The following is a 19,275-nucleotide window of genomic DNA, read 5'->3' as shown; positions in this document are numbered from 1 at the left end:
GCCGCCCAGATGGCTGACCTTCGCTACCGCAGGGCCCGAAATCTCGCCGACTCCTACGGCCAGGTGTTCACGCCTGCAGTCGTGGCTGACCTTCTGATTCGGTCGCTCCCTGTGCCGGTCGACGGCGTTAGGTCACTTCTGGATTTGGGCGCGGGGCAAGGCGCACTCACTGACGCGGCCCATCGCGCGCATCCTGCAGCGAGGGCTACGCTGCTGGAACTAGATCCTGTCCTTGTGCGTGGACTCACGCAGAAGCCCAAGCGCAATCGACGTGTCGTGCAGGCTGACCTTTTGCAGGGTCAATGGCGGCCGGCCACGGCTCCCAGCTGGATCCTGTCCAATCCACCGTTCGGCCACATGGCCGTCACCGAGGAGCTGGCGAGCGAGGTTGCCCAGTCCGCGCTCGGTTTCGAGCCGGAAGGCACGTGGCTGCGCGGGGACGTCGCCTTCCTGGTCAAGGCGTGGAACATGGCCGCCAAGGGCACCAGCTTGGGCTTCATCGTGGCCTCGCCCATCCTGTGCGACCCGATCTACTCGGGTATCCGGAGCACACTGGCCCGCGAGATGGGCGAGTTGGTCGTAACCCAGCTTCCGGAGAAGGTTTTCGACCGCGCTCAGGTATGCGCTCACATGATTTCTGGGCGGAAAGCAGTTGCCCGCAAGCGGGGCATCGTGCTGCGCAAGGCGACCGTGGAAGGTGAGATCGTGGACGAGTTGGTGATCGATCAAGTCGCGGCGCGAGCCAGCCTGGATATCGACTATCACCGAACCATTGAGCGTCTGGGCGTGGATCTCTCACGCATGCGCGAAACCCTGTCCTCCGCCGGCGCGCTGATCACTCGCGGTAGCCGCTCAAATGCGGACTACAAGCGCTTGGGTCTGGAGGCCTTCCATACGACCGATCTGGACGTGCGTGGAGGCGATGTACACCTGACAGGCGGCGAACCCACCGGTCACCAGATTGCACGGGCTGGCGACATGCTGATTGCGCGAGTGGGAAGTCGCTGCATTGCTCGGCAGGCGCGCGTAGATGGCGGTGCGGGCCCCTACACCGACTCCGTCTATCGCGTGACAGTACCGCTGCAGCACCGCCAGCGTGTGTGGAAGACGCTATCCAGCTCCTTCGGAACGGAGTGGCGATTGGCGCACGCTGCTGGTAGCTGCGCCAAGCACCTCACGGTGCAAACACTGGCCTCAATGCCGCTGCTGCCCGCCTAAGCGAGCGTCACCGCAGCCAGTTCGGCTTCCTGAGATCCTTGGAGTGACCTCCGACTCGCCAGGGACGATCACGGCTGGGCTATATACAAGCTCCAGCGCGCTTGTGTTCAACCCAAAGCAGTGCCGCGGCCATACTACACATCGCCTACTGACGTCCGACCAAGTATCTGTGGATGACGCCGACGCCTTCGGTACCCCCTTCCTGGCGTACCGGAAAGTCATACTTCAGTCTGATGTTCTCTCGACAACAAGCGAACAAAGCCATTCCAATCGAGCTCGGCTTTGAGCCTAGAGGTGCAATGATGAGCCGTTCATCATCAGCTGTTGCCTGGAACGCGGCCTTCAGACACTCATAAGCTGCCTTGGGATTGTTGGCGCCAGCGAACGCGACCTCACACATTCTCTGCCTAATCAATTTCTCATGCGGCAACAGCGCGTGCATCTCCCATGTAGTTCGATAAGGGGGAACGCCAAAAACAAGAGTTGAGTGACGGATGAACGTTCCGTCATCGTCCTGCAGAATTCGGTCAAGGCGATCGGCCTCGAATCCTAAGCACGCAACGAGCCTACCGTGCTCGTCCTCTCTCAACTCACTCGCAAAGCCTGGAACCGATTTGATTCCACGGAACCGAGCCGCGAAGTTGAATGCAAGCTCCATGCCCACTGCATCGCTTGACGGTCGATAACGCTCTGGTTCCGCGTAGATGAAGCCCAGTTGGCGTGTATTGTGATCTGGTCTCAGGAATGCTGTTGTCAGCACCAGCATCTCAACGGCGTCTAATGAGGTCGCATCAAGAAGCAGCATGTTGCCTGGGAACGCTTCCCGGATGCCTTGCAGGTCGGATGCCCTAAAGGAGTTAGGACCGATCTGGATTCGGAACGTCTCCGGTTCGTAGCTAACTTCAAGCGTTTGATCTGCACTTGCACGCACGAGATCCAACGAGCGACGTCCACGATCATCGAACGGTGGAGCTGCAAACGCCCAATCAAAACGTTCGGGAGCGTGAGCTGCCCCTGGTGCCAGCTGGCGCATGTCAGAGAAGCTGATCATTCGAACAGATCTCTAGCACGGCCATGCGGCTCCTGGAGGCTGTCCCACTTTGAGATGTAATCCTTAAGAAGTTGTTCAAAGTGGCTATCTGAACCGGTAAATATCAGATTGACCTCACCGGCTTTTAGGCTGAGCTTTCGTCGCTTCCTATAGCTGATACCGAAGTGCGCGCTATAGATGGCATTTGGAACATAGTCGTGTTGTGCTAACGAAGAGTCGGCTTTGTTCTTCGTGTCGGTGTCTTCATAGAGGACGGACCAGATCTTGGCTTCTCGAAGTAGTGCCTTGGTCTCACTGGTCAGAGCTTCTTTGTCCGCACCATCAATAGAGAAGTGGTTAATCTCTGGTTCGCTAAGAGAGGCTCTGCGGTGGGCAGCTTGGAAAAGTCGTCCCAGTCTCTTGAGTATGGATTCAAGATCCCGGCCACGTAGTCCGAGATTTGCCACATCCTTCAGCAGTGCCGAGCTCGTGTCTTTGGCCGCGAGCGCTTGAGTTTCTTCCGGGACGAACTCGCTGCCGAAGGGCGCGTCCAGCTGGATGGTTGTTTCCAGCAACGCCGTGTGGCAGAACTCCATAAAGAAGCGAATATTGGGCGCTGCCATCTGACAGTAGCGATCGAAGCCTGCATAGAGAGGATTCGCGCGTAGCGGAAGTCCGTCGTACAGGTAGAACAGTGCGCCATGAAGATTGTTGCCGATCCAGTCAAAAAATGGATTCGCTCGGCCAAGTACTGGGTCATAAGCCTTAAGGTTGGCAAGCACATCCTTTGGACGCGGGGACTCGCGGTTGAGAAGGAAGCCAGCAACAACACTTGCTGCTGGCTGATCATTCCGCCAGAAATCATCTGGCTTCAGCTGATCATCTTTGTGCTTCTTGAGTCCGCGCACCACCACGTCACGCCATCTGCGCAACAAGGGCGCGTCCGCGCCAATGTTGGCCGCAATCTCGGAGGCATTCCTGCCTGGCAACAAGACGCTGGCAGCTTCGCGAATCGCCTGCCTGTACGATTCTGAGCGTCGCTCATCAAGTCTTGAGGGGTCACGTAAGCGATCAATGTCAAATGATGGACAGTGAACATCGACCTTCTTACTGAACTTCATGAGCAGAAGCTCTGCGGCCATGATTCTAAAGTCTGCGATCTCGCCGAGCCTTGATTCCAGATCTAGGGTTCGAATGTCGTGTGACTCGACTATCTGCTCATTTCCGTTGGTGACAAAGTCCTCGACAGAGTCTCGTCTCATTGCCACGCTGAACGAATAACGCGCCTTCGGATGCTTGACCAAATCGCAGATGATCCGCTGCTGAAACGGCTTCAGGTTCTCGAACTCGTCTACAAAGATGCGAATGAACAGACGCTGGAGCCGTTCATCTGCATCTGCCAGATCCTCCGCGAGCTCCGAAAGAGCGTCGTCGATTCGGAAGAAATCTGGCTCCCCTTTGTCTGGATTCTGCAACCAACGGCTAAGCTCGAATCGTCTCTTCTTGGCAAAGGCACGGAGCTGGCCATAGTTCTGGACCTCTGGCCCAAGAAGCGCGTTCACGCTTTCCGGGAGCGGACGCGATAGCAGATCTATGCCGCCGCCTGCAAGAGGGGCAGAGCTAAGCGATTCAACAAAGTAACCAAACTCTTCAAGAACAACTGCGGCGATGTAGTGTATGAACGCCATGCTCGCGCGGCGCTCGCTTCCGAGCCAATCGGGCTTGATGAGGTCGCAGAAGCCAGTATCAGTGCGCCAGTACAGCCCGATTCCTTGCCCGAAGATGACAGGATCGATGTCTCTCTTGCTGCGGCTCAGTTGCGTTCTATGAGAGAAGTACCTGAGAAAGATCGTCTTTCCGCAGCCTCGGCCCCCAATTACACGAACCGACTTCCTGTCGCGCTGTAGCGTTAGGCGATCAAAGAAGAATGGGACGATGAACTCATTCGTCACGTCCGCATCCAATAGCTCGGCACGGTTATTAACGAACTCGTCGACGATGTTTGTCGGATTCATGTAGTCGATCGCCTTCTTAGCGCCGAAGTAGCGGCGTCCACTGGTCACTTTCTGCCCAGTACGCCTTCAAAGTATTGTTTGGCGGTCTTCCTGGCAGAAGTACGGTGAGCTCAAGCGAGTGTGTGCCCTCGGCTCCTAGCGCCTTGGCTCGAATGAGCTCTTGATAGAACCTGCGCGCATCATTCGCACTATTGTAATGATCCCGACCCCAGGCGCCGGGAGTTGTCACGGACTCACTAAAAAATGCTGAGCTACCGCCAAGTGTTTCAACGGGTCGAACTTGTATCCGTGGGTTCTGTGCTTCAGTTGCCTGTATTCCAGACTCTGTCGCAAGTAATGGTACGTAGATGCATTCCGTTGTCGCAGGCAAGTTGGCTATGTTGTAGGCACGAGCAAACCTGTTGATCTGTGTGCCAGTACCTAGTAGGTCATCCAGCAAGATGAGCAGTCTAGGAGGATTGCGCCAGGCGTTCGGTGAATCGGCTCGAACAAAGAAAGGGTCCGCGATACGAGCCTGGATGCCAAATTCACGCAGGATTGATTCGCCACTGTTGCCGGGACGGGCGTCGATTCTTCGACCATCGACGGGCATGAATCGAACAGATGCTTGCTGCGCTTGAGCGGGTAACCTAAACGTGTCTTCCATTGCGCCGATGCAACGAAAGTTCCAAAGCCCTGATGAGCGAAGCAGATCGGGAATGATCACCTCTATGATCTGCCGATAACTGGATTTCTTCATTCGGTCGGTTCTAATGACCGATGCGCTCAGCATCTGCGCAGCAAGGTACTTTTCTTCTTCAGAGTTGAAGTTTCGCGTCCAGGCGTCGAAGGCGGTAGGCGTAACAATGTCTATGGCGCCCACAGCCACCAAGCTTCTAAATCTCTGAAAGACCTGCCTGGACAGACCTTCATAACCTCCTGGCACCTCAAACGCCATAACGATCCCCTTCCTTAGAGGTCAGACTATTCCACTTTGCAGCATGCCCCAAATGCGGAGTTCGGCACTAGGTTAGGTGGCGAACCCCGAGAAGCGCGATCTTAGGGTGGCGTCGCTCGGGTAACAAGTGAGCAAGAGCGCCCAGTGGCAAGTAGTTATCATCTCTGGATCTCCGGGCCTGATCAGTCCAAAGATCTGCGACGAAGCCGCTTTGCCAGATTCTCTCGGCATAGTTGGTCGGCCATGGCCTGCAGAAGATCGGTTGAGACCAGCTCCTCTGCATCTAGCGCGGGGGCCGTTTGGCTCCCTTCAGCTGCTTCCGCCGTTTCCTCGCTTGCCAGTTTCTCCAGAAAGGCCTCACGCCAGAAACGCGAGGCCAAAGCTTTCCCTCGCGGAGGCTGTTCGGCCCAGAGTGGGTCGTGTCCCGCAATTGCCTTTATCACACGATGAGCATTGGCGAGTTGGACGTGGGGGGCGGCATTGAGAAAACTCGCCAATGTCATCCTAGGCGAGCCTGTAAGCACTCGCCCTCGGGCGGCATGAAAGAGCGCACGCGCCTTTGTCACATCCTCTACCGCATATGGCCCGCCTGATACCGGAATATGGACCGATGGTAGATTCTGGGAGGCGAAAAGCCATTCAAGCAATTTGGGAGTGACGCCAAGAAAGCCAGCTGCATGCTCTGCCGACAGGCCGGCATGTTGGGAAGGGACAAGCCTGTCTAGTTCATTACGATGCAGCACAGCGATACCGGGACGCTTAGTACCGCCGCGAATGAACTTCAGATCGATAGCCTGCTGCAAGCCTGACAGCGAACAGCCGGTCTGAGTGGCGAGATCTTCCAGTCGGACCCACTCACGCTCCCAATCACGGCGCTCGCGCTTCTTCGTGGTGACGTCCGGCCGCGAATCCGCTTCCAGTGCTGGTTTTGGAGAGATCACGAACTGATCCGACTCCCCTCGACCAGCCGCGGCGATCGCTTCACCGATAAACGCCAGTTCTGGTATTGAGCGAAGGTCGTACTGGTGATCGTAGTACCAGTTATAGGCCTTCTGGCTACCGGGACCTTTGCCGGGCACCAGGGCTTTACCGTCTTGCAGGATTGCCTGCACTGCACCCAGTCCCTTCTTGAAGGCGTGCATAGCCCGGGCAACGACTTCCATGATCTCCTCTCTCATGCGCCGCTCGCCTATGGTCAGGCCTTGCTGCACGGCCACATGCTTATGCAGGGCGCGAATCAGAGTTAGAAAACTCCCCAGATCCAAACCCTCGAAGTGAGGCAAGGCCCGAGTGGGCTGCGCCACGGTCCTGTTCTCGAATAGCCGGGACCGAATGCCCTGCATGACCGCTCGCAGCTGATGCGAACAGGGCTCTGGTCGCTCGTTACACATCAAAAGCCACTGACATCGGCACACCCCAACACCAGGTCGCGCCATGGAGAGTCCCTTGTGACAAACTTCGCAGTGGTCGATCAGGGGCAGCCCGTGCTTTGCGCAGTGACTCATGCAGCGCAAATGCCAGCTTGCATCGAAGATTCCGTCCTCTTCCACACAGGCTGGACAGATGCGGTGATGGTCGAGCAGCAGCTCGCGCGCCTTGAGCAACTGGCCCATCACCCGATATCCCTCCGGCTCCTTGGTAATGGCCAGGCGCTGAGCTTGTTCCGCGGTCAACCCGGCTACTGTCTGCAACATCTGCTCCGAGCCGCCACGATTGATGAAATAGGCCGATTCACCTTTGGGCATGAACATGGTTGGCGACCGGTAACCATTGGCCTGAGTCAAACGCAGGACGTACCCAATGGCCGTCTCGCGGTCATTGGGTAAGGGCGTGGCCACCAACAGGCCACCCACCTGCGTGATAGCGCTAGCGCTCACGCCACCGCCCGAGCCAGCTCGCGCCGCACTGCACGCCGGCGCGGCGGCCTGGGCGACTGCAGAGTGCCCAGATGGGTCTGCAGGTCCGCCTCTTCGAGGGGGACGCGGGCGGCCAAGGCCATCGACTGCGCACACAAGTGGGCCGTAGTGGCCGGATCGAGAGTGCCCAGGAACGGACCCTGCTGGATGGGCGATTTCTCGGCGTACCAGATGGCGGTGGTGAAGGCATCGTGCAGGTCCTGGACACGGATCGCGGTGCGGTTGTCCCAAATGGCGTTCTTCGCGGCACGATCGAGCAGCTTGGACAACAGTCCGATCCGTCCGCCGGTGGCCAGATACATGCGCAGCGCCATGTCAGGGTTGGACAACTGCGGCAGCTCGAAGGGCGCCAGCTTCTCCTGAATGGCATGCAAGATCGAGCGGAACACCTTTTGCGAGTGCGGGTTGGTCCAGTCGTAGACCGGCACCTCAATGGTCGGATCGAAGCGATTGCTCAGCTGTTCGCTGCGGAAGATCAATTCCTTGGAGCTGGGCAGACCCACACAGATCAGACTGAAGGTATTGGGCTCGACCAAGGCCTTGAGCCAATCGGTGGTGCCGGCGAGCAGAGCGCGCTGACCCTTGTCGATCAGGTGCTGGAACTCGTCCAGGATGATCATCTTGGTCTGCGCTTCCTCCAGCAGCGTCAGCAGCCTGGCCAGCATGTTCGAGTAGGTACCCACCATCCACAGCGGGTCACCCAGTGCGCGCAAAAGCGCTTCCATCAATCCCTTGATGGTACCGCGCACCGGTGCCTGCACGTAGATCACCTCTTTGCGAAGCCCCTGATCGGTGCGTTCGGCGGGATAGCCGGACTCGAATTCTCGGAACGCGAAGGACTTGCCAGTACGCGAATAGCCCACGAAGTGCTTGCAGGCCGGCGTACTGGTGCTGGCCGTTTCCCTTAGCGTGCGGCGCAGCTCGCGCTGGATACCGGAATACGAGGGCGTAGCGATGCAGAGATTCTTGACGATATCCATGTGCTTCAACAGAGGCAGTTCGGGGTTGATCTGGGTGTTCATGCGAAAGCTTCCTTCTTGAATTGGTTGGCGATTCCGGCATCCAGTGTCAGCAACAGTTCGTCGGCGAACTCGGTGCTGGTACGGGCGGGCTGTGCAGGCGGCGAGAACGGAGCGGTAGGCACCTCAAGTCCCGGCGTGCTCTTGGACGACGGAGCGGACTTCTTGCGGGTGGGCTTCTTGGCTGATGCCGGGGCCGGCGCGGGCACTTCAAGCGGGTCCTGCCCTTTGAGCCAGCGATGCAGCTTGCTACGCGATTTGCCGGGGTTGAGCAGCATGTCCTGGGCAATCAGCTTGCGAATGCGCTGCTTGGCATCGGCCAAGCTGACGTTGTCCTGAGATTCCTCGGACAGCAGGTTGGCGTACTCGCGGCACTTGCGGTGCTGCCAGCGCGTCATGCCATTGGCATAGGCCGCATCCACGGCCGGAACCTTCAAGTACTCACCCGTGTCCGGGCACACGGCATAGAGGTAGCCCACGTCCTCGTCGTTGGTGATAACGCTGATGACGAAGCGATCTCCGTGCCGATGGCGAAGCGCGGCCAGTGCGTCGCTGTTGTAGAGCAAGCTATCGTTCTGCACACCCTGATGGCCCAATGTGCGCTTAAGCGGCTTGCCAAAGGACGCCTCCATGGACTCGGCAGAGTCAGGAAGATGGCGATCCACTTGCCCGATCAGCCGTGCCCACTTGGCTGCAGGCTTCTCGCCCAGGGCGCTGTGTCGACGCTGGTGGTAAAAATCCACCGTCCAGATCTTCAGCACACGATTCAACGATTCCAGAGTGATGACTGCGTGCTTGGCGCTGTCGTAGTCGCCCCGCTCCAAAACGTTGGAAAACGTTCGCCCCGGAATCTCGCTGAGCAGGTCGCTCATGACGGTGCGGAAGTAGCGCTCAATCTTGCCCTTGTACCAAGGTTGGCGCCGCGGACAGGTCTGAACCGTGGTGCCGAATCGACCGGTGGCGTGGTCCAGACTGAAGCCGTGAAACTCAAGGCCGTTGTCGACCACCAACGTGCGGATCACACCCCAAGCGGGCCAGGCATTGAGCAGATCGGGATCTTCATCCTTGGGCAACATCGCATGCCGCAGCGCCCGCATCACCGTCATGGCACTGGGATCATCGAAGCTGAGCGAATAGCCCAGGACCATGCGCGTGCACTCGTCCAGGATCACCGTCAGCCACGGACGCCCCAGTGGAAGGCCGGTCTGCTCATCGACAACGAACACATCCAGTCGGCAATGGTCGATCGACGCTCGTTCCAATGGCAGGGATGCCTGCTCGCCGAGCCCTGAGCTGCGGAACTTCACATCCGCAGACCGCTTGCCATAGCGTGCTGCCCAGACGTCGTAGGCAGGGATCTCCCTGATGCGGGTACGCAGACAGCTGTAACCCACCCGAGGCAGGTGTTCTGAGCTGATGCGCTGCAGGTTGGCAGCGTCAATGTGCTGGTTGATCGCGGCCAGCACGGTTTCCATGTTGCGTCGCTCCGGGGCCAGATACAGCTCTTGGATGCAGCGCTCGACCAGATCCTCCACCTCCGGATGCAGGCGACTTTCCCGGTTTCCCTTGAGTGCGACGCGATCCAGCAAGGCATTGATGCTCTCATCGCACTCGCGGTACTGCCGCCTCCAGCGAGACACCGAGCTGGCATGCGGAATACTCGGCATGAGCTCGCGTTCCGGCGCGCCCAGGCCCGTCCAGATCGCCTCGATCAACGGCTCAACCACCGCCCGTGTCGTGACCACCCCTTCCAGTCGCTTGACGAAATGCAGGCGTAGGGCGGCGAGCTTCTGCTGTGCTGGCGTTACTGCCGCCAGCAATGCATTGTTCAGAACACGCATCGCCGCCCGCGCACCCGAAGTGGGCTCTGCCAGGGACTTGAAGACCAGGCGCCCCTTCTTGTGATGACCGAGCAACTCGCCAAGCAGCAGTTCCTGGCGACGACCGTTGTCGGCGTTTTCGAACTCGATGCGCTCGTCTTCAAGCACGCGGGTAATGTGATGTCGCTGGCCATCGAGTTCGAAGCGCTGGCCCATCGTGAAGCTACCTACGCCCATAGCCAGCCCCCCTGTACAGGGGTGGTGAACACCGGGGTTTCCATACTCAGCTTCGTGCCGAAGTCCGCATGCAATCGGCCCCGCATCAGCTCGCTCGCCAGCGCGGCCGCCGTGGCTGGGATGTTCCAGCCGATCTTGCCGAGCGAGATGCCCTGCTGCTGGAAGACACGCTGGAAGACAACCAACCGCAGCTGATCGCCCACGGTCTGGCGTCCACGCTGGATCAGCGCCCACGCATTGGTCATTCGCTCGCGTTGGGGAAGGTCCTGCTCCGTGACCAGGCGATAGCCGATGCCCAGCGGAGCCAGCAACTCTGTGAGCTGCTGCGTGCGCCGCCGGCAAGCCGCGTCCACGTCCTTGGCGTACTTGAGCTCCAGAAACCAGGGTTTACCGCAGTAGGTGACGGCAAAGTCCGGGAAATGCCGGCTCATGCCCTTACCGCTGTCGAACTCCATTTGCACCGGCTGTTCGGCAAAGGCATCCACCAGGGGGCAGGCATCGAGCAGCAACGCCACCTGGTGTTCCAACGCCGACTCCAAGTGAACGGAGCGGCCCATCTTCAAACTAGTAAATCGATAGATCGGGCGCATCGCGGCGCGGCTGAGCAACTTGCGAGCCCTAACCTTGCCTTCTTCCGGCCACCACCAATACACGCCGGCAGCTAAATCTTCGGGGGGCGCCCAGCGAATTGGCGCCCGCGGAAACACGGGGCCACCGTGGCCCCAGTAGGAGTTATGTAGTGTCATTGGATCGTCCTGATCGGCTGGGGCTACCAGCCGAAGAAAAAGGATGTCGATCCGGGCAAAATCACGGTACTCCCCTGTTGACAAGGGGGTACGCGCACGCGTACGATTACTACATAGCCGCCAAGCTTATGCAGTAAACCGTGAGGCCAGACGAAAGTCTGGCCTTTCGCGTTTCCGGCCCGGGGAAACGTCAGTACGAGGCGGGCTATCTCATCATCTACTCCTTTGGTGGGATTGGGCTGCCGCTTCTCGGCGGCAGCGGGGTTGTGGACGTTGCAGCTTCGGTGCGGGCTATCCAGTCAGCTACCTCTCGGGTAGCTGCACACCAGCCCTTTCGGCCTTCCTGAAGGAAAAGCCTGACAGGCGCGCCATGACGTCGATGAGCCTGCCGAAACGCGTCCGCTGACGGATATCCCAGCAGTCCACGCAAGGTCCGGCCGCTCAAGACCGGCCCAAACTCTGTGAGCATCCAGCGCTCCAGTTCCTCGGCGCGCGCGGCGATGGTGTTCTCCCTCGTTGTCACGGACTGGCACGGATGGTTCGGTGTTGAGACGATAGAACGTCCCCGCGCGCAGCCATTGGCACACTCTTGAAAACTTCGTCTCCACAAGATGACCTCGATGTGGTAACGCCCATCACGGTGCCGCCCGAGTTTCATGTGGGCTTCTGGAGCAAGCCTTTGAAGCGCCCAGTGGCACTGGCGACTTTCGCCGCCGCTGCTTCGGCGACGGGCATCTGGAATCCCCACCAATTGGAGAAGGATCTGCTCAAGCGATCGGGGAGCTATCAGGCTGCCCAAGGCAAACTACGCCGACTGCTTCAGGGTATGCCCGCGGTGAAAGCCAACGTAGTGGCTATGCAGCTGGCCTTGCCGGGATATCCGATCGTCTACTGGGCCAATCACCCTATCTTCCACCTCTTGGAGACGGACATACACGGACGTGTGTTCGACCAGGTGCTGATGTATGCGCTCAATAGCGTGCCCGGCCCCTTACGCAAGCATCTATGGCCACGAAGTAAAAGCGAGTTGCCAGGCTCCGTAGACATGCACATCGCACCTTTGCCTGACGTAACGGCTCTGAGCAATGCCTTTACTGATCGATATGGCAGCAACAAGACGCCACCGCTCGCATCGTTGACGCTGAGCTTGGCTGCCAATCTGGAGGCTCAACGCGCACGCAACGGGAAGCTGGCTTCGCAGACCGCCTTTGACACTTGTGTCTCCTTTACAGCTGCAGCGCTGCTTCACCCGCCCTTGCTAGCGGCATACCACGATCTCAGTGAGGTGATGATGGAGCGTGTATGGAAGCCTGCTGATCTAGAAGATTTCGCGGAAACAAACAAGAAGCTATTGCCGCTGATGACAGACCAGCTCCAAGAGAAGGGTGAATTGCACTATGCGCCGGAACTTCTGGAGATTGCAGGCATCAAGTCAAAACCTAAAAAGGTCTCCAAGCGGTCCCCTCGCAAAAGAACGAGCGGGTAGCGGACATGAAGTTGCCATACCGCGGCTAGGATTGGATTGCCTGCTCGATGCGAAACCACGGATGATCATGAGACTGTCTGATTGATGTGGTTGGAAAGAAGGGCTGATAGGCCAGATAGTGTTCTAAGAAATGAACGCGACGAATGTCGTTGTCAGTTAGCGTGTACTCTCTCTCGCCATGCGCGAGCACCTTGAGAAGAAGTGGGAAAAGCACGCTGGCGTACGCTAGATGAGCGGCCAGAGACCAACCCAGTGGAACAGCACTTCGCTTGCCTCCATGGGCAGCCGAGCCCCTCGCCGCGCAGAAGTCTCTCGCCCACGCATCCATGAGCGTAGGTGACCTAGGCCTGATCTCGTCCCAACGCTTGCGCATATCGCCATCGTCTGGTTGCTGGGCAAGCAGCGGTCTAAGGTGAAGCTCAAGAGCATCACTGAAAGCATCCACTGTCACATTGATCTTCAGCAGTCGCTCGAACGCAGACTTCATCATCACCATCTCCGCGTGGAGGCCAGCATCCTGCGAATCGGTATTGGCCAAGTTGAACTCCAGTACAGAGTCGAGCCATCTGGTGCTGGGTGAAGACATGATCAGCTTGACGAGCTTGGCTTCTACTTCAATCACTTCCTTATGTACATGTAGCGGACAAGAAAAAGAAAACTCTCCTTCGCCCCAGCCGTTCAAAGAATAGCCATCTCGTCTCCGCGCGCTATAGGCAACGGAGCGCGACAAGGGGGCTATGACGAGGCGAAAGTTGTCCGAATTGCAGTAGACAGAGTTGGGACAGAAGAGGCGACGCCTCGAAAGGGCGCCGAAACACAGAGCTTCACGAGCTTGGGCTAAGCGATCGATGATCTGCGCGTCCAGCGGTTGACCAAGTTTCCAGTCATCTACCTCGATAAGCACAGCGCAATCGACGGGGGTGCCAGGATGGTCATGGTAGATGCTAAGCGCTTGGTCAAACTCATTCTGGCCCAAACCTCTAAGACGACTTGGCTTGTTCCCGCGCTCGAAAGCCGAGAGCCGAATTGGACCAAAGTCGCCCTTCCGGACGCCCATCAGCCATGGCAGGAATGCAAGTTGTGGGTATGTAGTGGTCGAGCTCTCATCCATAGGGACTCCCGTGCGCGTCTGCTTTACGAGCATACGGAAGTAGAGCGGTGGCTGCCTCAATAGACCATATGACAGGCTGCTTCGAGAGAGGCGGTCTCACCTCTTGAGACTGCCGCTCGTAGGATTTCGGCATGATGCTCCCTCCCTCCTGTCGCTGGGCCGACGCCGCCGATGGTGGCGCCTGTCTGTATCGAAATTATGGGTGTATTGCGAGTATCCAGCCGGACGGCACCACGAAGTTCAAATATTGGCAGAAGGAGTTTCACTTCAAAGCTGCCAGCGTAGCCCAAGCCAAACGGTTCATAGAGCGGTGGATCAACGCACGGAACAGCCCACGTGCCCATGAGTGTGCGCACTGGAGAAATAGGCACTTCAGAGCTGCGCAACGGGCGCCAAGCCAAAAGCGAACAACCGAAACGCAACACCTCAATGTCTTGAATGCGCAGTCTGGATCAGGCGGTTCGTCTTCCTGGATCGTCAAGATGAATGTCCTGCCAGACGAGTTCGATGCGATCTCGGATGTAGGACAACCCCTACATGTTTTCACCCAGTCGCCCGGCTTGAACGTGACAGCTGCTTCGTCGCATGCTTGGCTTGCCTAGCGCGGAACCAGTAAGGTCGCTCATCCGCGTCATGCGCCCCTTCGAGCAGGGGCGCCGGGCAAGACTTGGAGGATATGACAGCTACCGAGCGAGTCGTCTTAAGAGAACCGACGCTCTGTAATGTGCTGGCGATCCTCGGCAGTCAGGTCATCAATGTGGACGTATTGGCCACCTTCTGCGAGCGGAGGATTGATCAGGCTTACGGGTTGGGCTGCATGTTCTTTGGACAGACGCGGGGAGATCAAGCCCTGTACAGAACCATCACTCTCGATCCGCCAAAGCGCAACACGGAAGAATGTGCGTGCAGAAGGCGCGCCAGCAGGGCTTGGGAAGGTCATGTACCAGCCGTCGGCAGAGAGATACTGATAGGAAGCATCTGACATGATCATGGTCTCGTTTCGGGGGAGACCCATATAGCGGCATCGCGGTGCCCGTCTTGAACGACTCAGGCGTGACCAGCAACCTCTAGATGTTCAATATCCGGGAGTGGCATTGCGCATCGCATCGCCAAGCTGACGTCGGAGGGGTCGACGACTCTGCTCTTCCTCAGATAGGCGTTGGCAAAAGCCAGGCGCAGCAAGGACTTCATGGGTCTGACCGATCCTGCAGACCCGGCGAGCGTCTTCGCCGTGCGGAGTGGAAGCTCCGGCTCGAATCGCTTTCCCCAGGCCATCTGCTTCCTGAGATCTCGATAGATCGTCCCAGCAATCTTGACGCGCTCGGCGCCGGTGGGACTGGGTACATAGAACGTGTTCAGTCGGGAGAGAATCGGTACCGGAATCAGGGACAGGTAGTTAGCGGTGACGATCCAGTTGATGCGGCTCGCATCCAGTTGTACCTGCAGGCACGACTGATCACAGAAACGTTTGGCTGTCTCGACCTCAAGCAGCTGGTATAGCGCATTTGCCGGAGGATGCCTGGCGTCGCTTGAGGCCTTATCCAGCTCGTCGACCACGAACACCGGATTGGCCGTGTCACCTTGGACTAGCAGGTCGAAGACCTTTCCAGGGCTAGATGTGTAGTAATGCTGCTCCAGCCCGATGAGTGACATAGGGCTAGTTGCGCCCTCCATGCTGATCATGTCAAAGCCGGCACCCAACAGCTTAGCCAGGCGCATGGCAAAGTACGTTTTCCCTACTCCCGGATCGCCTGCCAGAAGCATAGGCGGTAGCTGGAAGCTGCCGTCACCCGCGACCTGAAGCGCCAGCATGCTCCTGACAGTGGCAATCACCTGTTTGAAGTTAGGCATCTGCTCTTCTAGCTCATCTAGCGCCTTGCCGAAACTGCGCGGCACCTCGACGAGCCGGCGCACACCAAGTGGTTGGCTCTTACGCAGAAGCGTCAGCATTGCCTCATAGTTCTTACGACGATCATTGTTTCGAGAGAGGCTTTGCATGCTGCTCTCTACCTGCTGCACGTCCTGTTCGCTATAGACCTGCACGGTGGGGCGCTGACGCCGGGAACGCTTGCGCAGGACAGGGGCTTCATGAGGTGCCTGCGGTACGTCAGGCGTTGATGTGGCTTGCGCATTGATCGGTGGTGGCGGGGCCGCTGGGGCGTTGGCCAGTTGCTCTGGTATCAGGACGAGGTAGTCACCAAACGTGTATCCGCTTGGGATCGGGTTCTTCGTTGTCATGGCTAACGAGGCAGTGAAGTTCAACTCAATTAGATCACTTCTAAAAACTCCTTGTGCCCCCGTTTATGGGATGAAATTTCACATCCAACATCACGTGACGTGATGTCATTGCACGTCATCTTCAGTTGCTTCTCTTGGATGGAATCAGCGCTTTAAAGCACGAGTTGGACGGTAGTTGTGCGCATGGCAATGCACTACAGTGCGCTTCGTGTCGGGTCGGGACCAGCTCGTGACCAGCGAAGAAGACAAGCCACTGACGGAAGCTGAGCAGGCAGCCTATGACAACTGGCTGAAGCAAAAAGTTGAAGCGGCGAGGAACGATCCGCGGCCATCGGTCCCGCATGAAGAAGTGCTTGCTGATCTGAACACGCTACTTGAAGCGTTGGCAGCGAAGAAATCAGAGCCTAAAGATGGCGCCTGAGAGGGTCGTACGTCGGCGCGACTTACTATCACGCTCCTAATGCAGTAGATCTGAGTCAGAGATCAAGGGTGAATCCGCTTGGCACAATGGTGCTGAACCAACCACCGACCATCCTTTGAAATACGCCTGCTGGCTCCGGTTGGAGAAGGGAGACCAGCATCATTCCCTCTAATGATGCAAATATGATTTGTGCAAGCTCGCCTTCCTGCATCCCAGTCGGCAGGCGTAGGTCTTGCTTGTGCCTGAGAAGAAGGCGTTGCAGCCACTCGACGTTCTGCTGCTTAAACCGTTCAAGCTCCTCTTTACAGGAACTCTCATGGATGAACCCTGGTACTCCTGAGCGTGCTTTCCTGTCATCCGTACGAACTGACGACGAGATGGCCCGAGCTACTACCGAAAGGGTGAGCAATGGCACCATCTTGTGCGGATAGTTGATAGGGTGAATGATCGCTACGTTGAGACCATTAGGATTCTTGGTACCAATGAACTCACTTCCCACGTTGAAGAGCCTTTGCCTCAACACGTCGGGCATGGGGGCAGTAAGAACCCGCAAGGTGAAGAGTCTTAGTGGCTCATTAGGCTGTGCTAGATGGGGGGCGCGAGACCAGCCTGGCGACTTCCAGCTTCTAACAACTCTCAGCGCAATCGCAGCGACCGCCATGAGGCTCTATGGATAACATCGAAGCCCACATAAACGACTTCGCGACTCGTAGCTTCCGCCATACAGCGGACATGGACTATGTGTCTGCACGTGCCGCATATCGTATGGAGCTATACCCTCAGTTCATGTGGGCGGGACTTCAAGCTATCGAGAAATATCTCAAGGCAATTCTCCTGTACAACCGGGTTCCTAAGCCGCAGAAGACGTTCCTCGGACATAGCTTGGCGGAAGCGATGGCATTGGCTGACAAGTCGTTGCCGTTCAAGATTCAGCTTTCGAAGCCTAGCCTTGAGATCATTGAGCATCTGGATACGTACGGTAGGTTCCGATACCTCGAAACTCCTTACCATGTGCATGATCGCGAGCTACTGAAGTTGGACAAGGCGGTTTGGGAGCTCCGCCCCTACTGTCGCGTCTTGAAGTACTCGATGGATGTTGGCGAGAAGAAAGTGGAAATGTTGGAGCCGCTGCTGGAGCAAATTCGGCGATCGAGGGATGATCCTTCTCAGCGCATCTCCGTCGCAGGGGGGCAACTGGAGAAAATTCTGGCCAAGAGGACACATCCGGCCAGGGCTACGCTAGTGTGGAAGAACATGTTCTTCAATGGGCATAAGCGCAAGCATGTGCTGTGGCGAAGCCGAACTCACTTCACAAATTCGCCTCTTTCTCTTAATCCTGACCTAATTGACGAGGTGCTGAAGTATGTTCATTTGCCAAAAGATGTCGTCAATGCGTACAGCCAGGAGCGTGACAGGCGCTTAAGGGGAGAGAAGAGGGGAGCCAGAGAATAGCCGCACGTGCGCGGAACATTGGCGCCGGCCCGGTTCGCGTGTTCGAAGAAAGAATCTCAATCGTAGCCAACGGAGGCTTTATGGCGACAACCATGTACTTCGAAGAGACAATCAAGGATCAAGGTGGAGAATCTTCAATGAACGTTGAGCTTGGTCGCTCATCCTACTACGCAGAGGACAGCATCTATCTTTCCGTAGACGGCAACGTAGTTATCATGGATCTGGCTACCGCGAAGCGATTTGTGGGCGCTGTCGTGGCGGTTGGTCACTATCACGGCTTGGTCGACTAGATGGGTGGCATCATGGACGATGAGCTAACTGAGGCGATAGACAAGGCTGACGCAGGACTGATTCCTTCCCCCTTTGGGAGAATCGAGATTGTGATACCTGGTGCGCCCGCATCCGTGCAAGCCAGCAAGGCTGTCCGGGATGGCTATCTGTCGGCGATCAGGACCAAACTTTCTCGCTATCAGTTCATTCTAACGGGACAGATTGTTCTTGAGATCACATGGCTGGTACCAGCAAGGAGTAGGTATGAGACTGATGCCAAGGCGGACATTGATAACTGCCTCAAGCCAATCATCGATGCTTTTGCCGGCCCCGCTGGGCTTTTCATCAACGACTGTCAGCTGAAGGGACTCTACATTTGTTGGCGTCACGCTGAATCCAGCGAAGAGCAACTACTCTTCCGGTTCGATTTTGACGCAGAGCAATGGAGCGAGCGAAAAGGACTCGCCTTCTTAAGGCTTGAGCGTGGTCTTTGTGTCCCGGTTAGCATTCTTTGGCCGCAAGCACTGCGTAGGGGCTGGGTTGAGCTGATGCGCGCCGGTGAGTCATTCAAGGAGAAAACTGAGGCGATGGGTGCTTCTTATCTCGCCTTAGCCGGAGTGACTGGGGGCGGCCAACCGTTTCACGTAACAAGGACTATCGGCTTTCCAGTGCTCTCAGCCGATGATTTCGTGCGTGGTGGCGAGTCCTAACGGTTCATTCAAGCCAACGCTGCTTTGCTGCGAGACTTAACCAGGGTGGCAGGTTTGCCATGAAAGAATTGCGTTTCCCTAAAGAGTTAACTGTGCTGTTTCATCTGGAAGGCAGTCGTCCGAAGACAACTTCTTCCGGAGCGCAGGGGCTTGACGACCTCGCTACGATCGAGAAGAACGGCGCTGAGCTGATCATGGTTACGGTACTGCTTGAAAGCCGCATGATCGAGGCGGTGAGCAGGCTTCTGTTCCGCAAAGCAGATGAAGTCCACAAGCCGCGAGAATTCTTTGTCGCGGAGATCATGGGGACATCCGACTTTTCATTTGCTTTCAAGCGTCGCGTCTTCACCCGGCTGCTGGAACATACCGGCGCCTTGGAAGCACGGGTCATCAAAGAGCTGAAAGCCGACCTCAACAAGGTTATGAACTGGCGCAATGCCTTTGCGCATGGAAGGGTGTTGCATGAGCAGGACGCCGGTTATCTCCTGCAGTACTACAGTGGAGGCCCGCAAGACCTGGTGCTAGATGATGCTTTCTTTGAGAAAGTTGAGAGCACTGTCCGAAACTGTCTGTATGTATGCAATGGGATCATCCAAGCTGCGCAGCGGGAGGCGTGAATGTTGGTTCAAGCTGAGCTTTTGAAGGTCAG

The 19,275-nt window shown here is 57.3% G+C and carries 18 protein-coding genes; 7 read left to right on the top strand and 11 right to left on the bottom strand.

Annotated elements, in window-relative coordinates:
- Positions 1-9: 9 nt before the first annotated feature.
- Positions 10-1,218: a methyltransferase gene (locus tag IB230_RS19560; protein WP_192274551.1), complete on the top strand. Its 1,209-nt coding sequence runs from the start codon at positions 10-12 to the stop codon at positions 1,216-1,218.
- A 145-nt stretch (positions 1,219-1,363) separates the two neighbouring features.
- Here the strand turns inward: IB230_RS19560 and IB230_RS19555 are convergent, their stop codons facing one another.
- The 7 genes from IB230_RS19555 to IB230_RS19525 all read right to left on the bottom strand — a co-directional run bounded on the left by IB230_RS19555 (position 1,364) and on the right by IB230_RS19525 (position 10,800).
- Positions 1,364-2,269 (bottom strand): hypothetical protein, encoded by a 906-nt coding sequence (locus IB230_RS19555; protein ID WP_192274550.1) that lies wholly within the window; start codon positions 2,267-2,269, stop codon positions 1,364-1,366.
- A complete protein-coding gene (locus tag IB230_RS19550; protein ID WP_192274549.1) occupies positions 2,266-4,263 on the bottom strand; it encodes a hypothetical protein in 1,998 nt (665 codons plus the stop codon). Before IB230_RS19550 ends, IB230_RS19555 begins: the two co-directional genes overlap by 4 nt.
- 16 nt (positions 4,264-4,279) lie before the next feature.
- Positions 4,280-5,200: a hypothetical protein gene (locus IB230_RS19545; protein WP_192274548.1), complete on the bottom strand. Its 921-nt coding sequence runs from the start codon at positions 5,198-5,200 to the stop codon at positions 4,280-4,282.
- 182 nt (positions 5,201-5,382) lie between these two features.
- On the bottom strand, positions 5,383-7,038 hold the full coding sequence (locus IB230_RS19540; RefSeq protein WP_343227374.1) for a TniQ family protein: 1,656 nt from the start codon (positions 7,036-7,038) through the stop codon (positions 5,383-5,385).
- Between the two features lie 35 nt (positions 7,039-7,073).
- Positions 7,074-8,138, bottom strand: coding sequence for a TniB family NTP-binding protein (locus tag IB230_RS19535; protein ID WP_192274546.1), 1,065 nt, complete (start codon positions 8,136-8,138; stop codon positions 7,074-7,076).
- Entirely contained in the window at positions 8,135-10,171 is a 2,037-nt protein-coding gene (locus IB230_RS19530) for a DDE-type integrase/transposase/recombinase (protein ID WP_192274545.1), read from the bottom strand. Before IB230_RS19530 ends, IB230_RS19535 begins: the two co-directional genes overlap by 4 nt.
- Before the next feature lie 11 nt (positions 10,172-10,182).
- Positions 10,183-10,800: a hypothetical protein gene (locus IB230_RS19525; RefSeq protein ID WP_192274544.1), complete on the bottom strand. Its 618-nt coding sequence runs from the start codon at positions 10,798-10,800 to the stop codon at positions 10,183-10,185.
- A gap of 727 nt (positions 10,801-11,527) precedes the next feature.
- Here IB230_RS19525 and IB230_RS19520 point away from each other — a divergent pair.
- The gene (locus IB230_RS19520; RefSeq protein WP_192274543.1) at positions 11,528-12,424 is read left to right on the top strand and encodes a hypothetical protein; all 897 of its coding nucleotides are present in this window, start codon (positions 11,528-11,530) and stop codon (positions 12,422-12,424) included.
- A 25-nt stretch (positions 12,425-12,449) separates the two neighbouring features.
- Here IB230_RS19520 and IB230_RS19515 read toward each other — a convergent pair whose 3' ends face one another.
- From IB230_RS19515 to IB230_RS19505, 3 genes are all read right to left on the bottom strand, one after another.
- Entirely contained in the window at positions 12,450-13,535 is a 1,086-nt protein-coding gene (locus IB230_RS19515) for a hypothetical protein (RefSeq protein WP_225589697.1), read from the bottom strand.
- 700 nt (positions 13,536-14,235) lie between these two features.
- Positions 14,236-14,520 carry a hypothetical protein gene (locus tag IB230_RS19510; protein ID WP_192274541.1) on the bottom strand — a complete coding sequence of 95 codons (285 nt, stop codon included), beginning with the start codon at positions 14,518-14,520 and terminating at the stop codon, positions 14,236-14,238.
- A 62-nt stretch (positions 14,521-14,582) separates the two neighbouring features.
- Positions 14,583-15,773, bottom strand: coding sequence for an AAA family ATPase (locus tag IB230_RS19505; RefSeq protein WP_192274540.1), 1,191 nt, complete (start codon positions 15,771-15,773; stop codon positions 14,583-14,585).
- A 229-nt stretch (positions 15,774-16,002) separates the two neighbouring features.
- Here IB230_RS19505 and IB230_RS19500 point away from each other — a divergent pair, with 229 nt between their 5' ends.
- A complete protein-coding gene (locus tag IB230_RS19500; protein WP_192274539.1) occupies positions 16,003-16,194 on the top strand; it encodes an antitoxin in 192 nt (63 codons plus the stop codon).
- 55 nt (positions 16,195-16,249) lie between these two features.
- Here the strand turns inward: IB230_RS19500 and IB230_RS19495 are convergent, their stop codons facing one another.
- A complete protein-coding gene (locus IB230_RS19495) occupies positions 16,250-16,726 on the bottom strand; it encodes a hypothetical protein (protein WP_192274538.1) in 477 nt (158 codons plus the stop codon).
- 137 nt (positions 16,727-16,863) lie between these two features.
- Between IB230_RS19495 and IB230_RS19490 the strand changes: the two genes are divergently transcribed.
- The 4 genes from IB230_RS19490 to IB230_RS19475 all read left to right on the top strand — a co-directional run bounded on the left by IB230_RS19490 (position 16,864) and on the right by IB230_RS19475 (position 19,243).
- Positions 16,864-17,646: a HEPN domain-containing protein gene (locus IB230_RS19490; protein ID WP_192274537.1), complete on the top strand. Its 783-nt coding sequence runs from the start codon at positions 16,864-16,866 to the stop codon at positions 17,644-17,646.
- Positions 17,647-17,726: 80 nt separating this feature from the next.
- A complete protein-coding gene (locus IB230_RS19485; RefSeq protein WP_192274536.1) occupies positions 17,727-17,936 on the top strand; it encodes a hypothetical protein in 210 nt (69 codons plus the stop codon).
- A gap of 12 nt (positions 17,937-17,948) precedes the next feature.
- On the top strand, positions 17,949-18,626 hold the full coding sequence (locus tag IB230_RS19480) for a RusA family crossover junction endodeoxyribonuclease (RefSeq protein WP_192274535.1): 678 nt from the start codon (positions 17,949-17,951) through the stop codon (positions 18,624-18,626).
- A gap of 59 nt (positions 18,627-18,685) precedes the next feature.
- Complete coding sequence (locus IB230_RS19475; protein ID WP_192274534.1) at positions 18,686-19,243, top strand: hypothetical protein; 558 nt, start codon at positions 18,686-18,688, stop codon at positions 19,241-19,243.
- Positions 19,244-19,275: the final 32 nt, after the last annotated feature.

Origin of the sequence: Pseudoxanthomonas sp. PXM01 (assembly GCF_014851815.1) — a bacterium.
Lineage (GTDB): Bacteria > Pseudomonadota > Gammaproteobacteria > Xanthomonadales > Xanthomonadaceae > Pseudoxanthomonas_A.
This window is presented reverse-complemented; position numbering and strand designations above follow the sequence as displayed.

Excerpts from the sequence above, each read along its gene's own strand:
- IB230_RS19560 (WP_192274551.1), top strand. The coding sequence starts at position 10 with ATGGCTGACCTTCGCTACCGCAGGGCCCGAAATCTCGCCGACTCCTAC.
- IB230_RS19555 (WP_192274550.1), bottom strand. The coding sequence starts at position 2,269 with ATGATCAGCTTCTCTGACATGCGCCAGCTGGCACCAGGGGCAGCTCAC.
- IB230_RS19550 (WP_192274549.1), bottom strand. The coding sequence starts at position 4,263 with ATGAATCCGACAAACATCGTCGACGAGTTCGTTAATAACCGTGCCGAG.
- IB230_RS19545 (WP_192274548.1), bottom strand. The coding sequence starts at position 5,200 with ATGGCGTTTGAGGTGCCAGGAGGTTATGAAGGTCTGTCCAGGCAGGTC.
- IB230_RS19535 (WP_192274546.1), bottom strand. The coding sequence starts at position 8,138 with ATGAACACCCAGATCAACCCCGAACTGCCTCTGTTGAAGCACATGGAT.
- IB230_RS19530 (WP_192274545.1), bottom strand. The coding sequence starts at position 10,171 with ATGGGCCAGCGCTTCGAACTCGATGGCCAGCGACATCACATTACCCGC.
- IB230_RS19515 (WP_225589697.1), bottom strand. The coding sequence starts at position 13,535 with ATGGATGAGAGCTCGACCACTACATACCCACAACTTGCATTCCTGCCA.
- IB230_RS19510 (WP_192274541.1), bottom strand. The coding sequence starts at position 14,520 with ATGTCAGATGCTTCCTATCAGTATCTCTCTGCCGACGGCTGGTACATG.
- IB230_RS19505 (WP_192274540.1), bottom strand. The coding sequence starts at position 15,773 with ATGACAACGAAGAACCCGATCCCAAGCGGATACACGTTTGGTGACTAC.
- IB230_RS19495 (WP_192274538.1), bottom strand. The coding sequence starts at position 16,726 with ATGCCCGACGTGTTGAGGCAAAGGCTCTTCAACGTGGGAAGTGAGTTC.
- IB230_RS19490 (WP_192274537.1), top strand. The coding sequence starts at position 16,864 with ATGGATAACATCGAAGCCCACATAAACGACTTCGCGACTCGTAGCTTC.
- IB230_RS19485 (WP_192274536.1), top strand. The coding sequence starts at position 17,727 with ATGGCGACAACCATGTACTTCGAAGAGACAATCAAGGATCAAGGTGGA.
- IB230_RS19480 (WP_192274535.1), top strand. The coding sequence starts at position 17,949 with ATGGACGATGAGCTAACTGAGGCGATAGACAAGGCTGACGCAGGACTG.
- IB230_RS19475 (WP_192274534.1), top strand. The coding sequence starts at position 18,686 with ATGAAAGAATTGCGTTTCCCTAAAGAGTTAACTGTGCTGTTTCATCTG.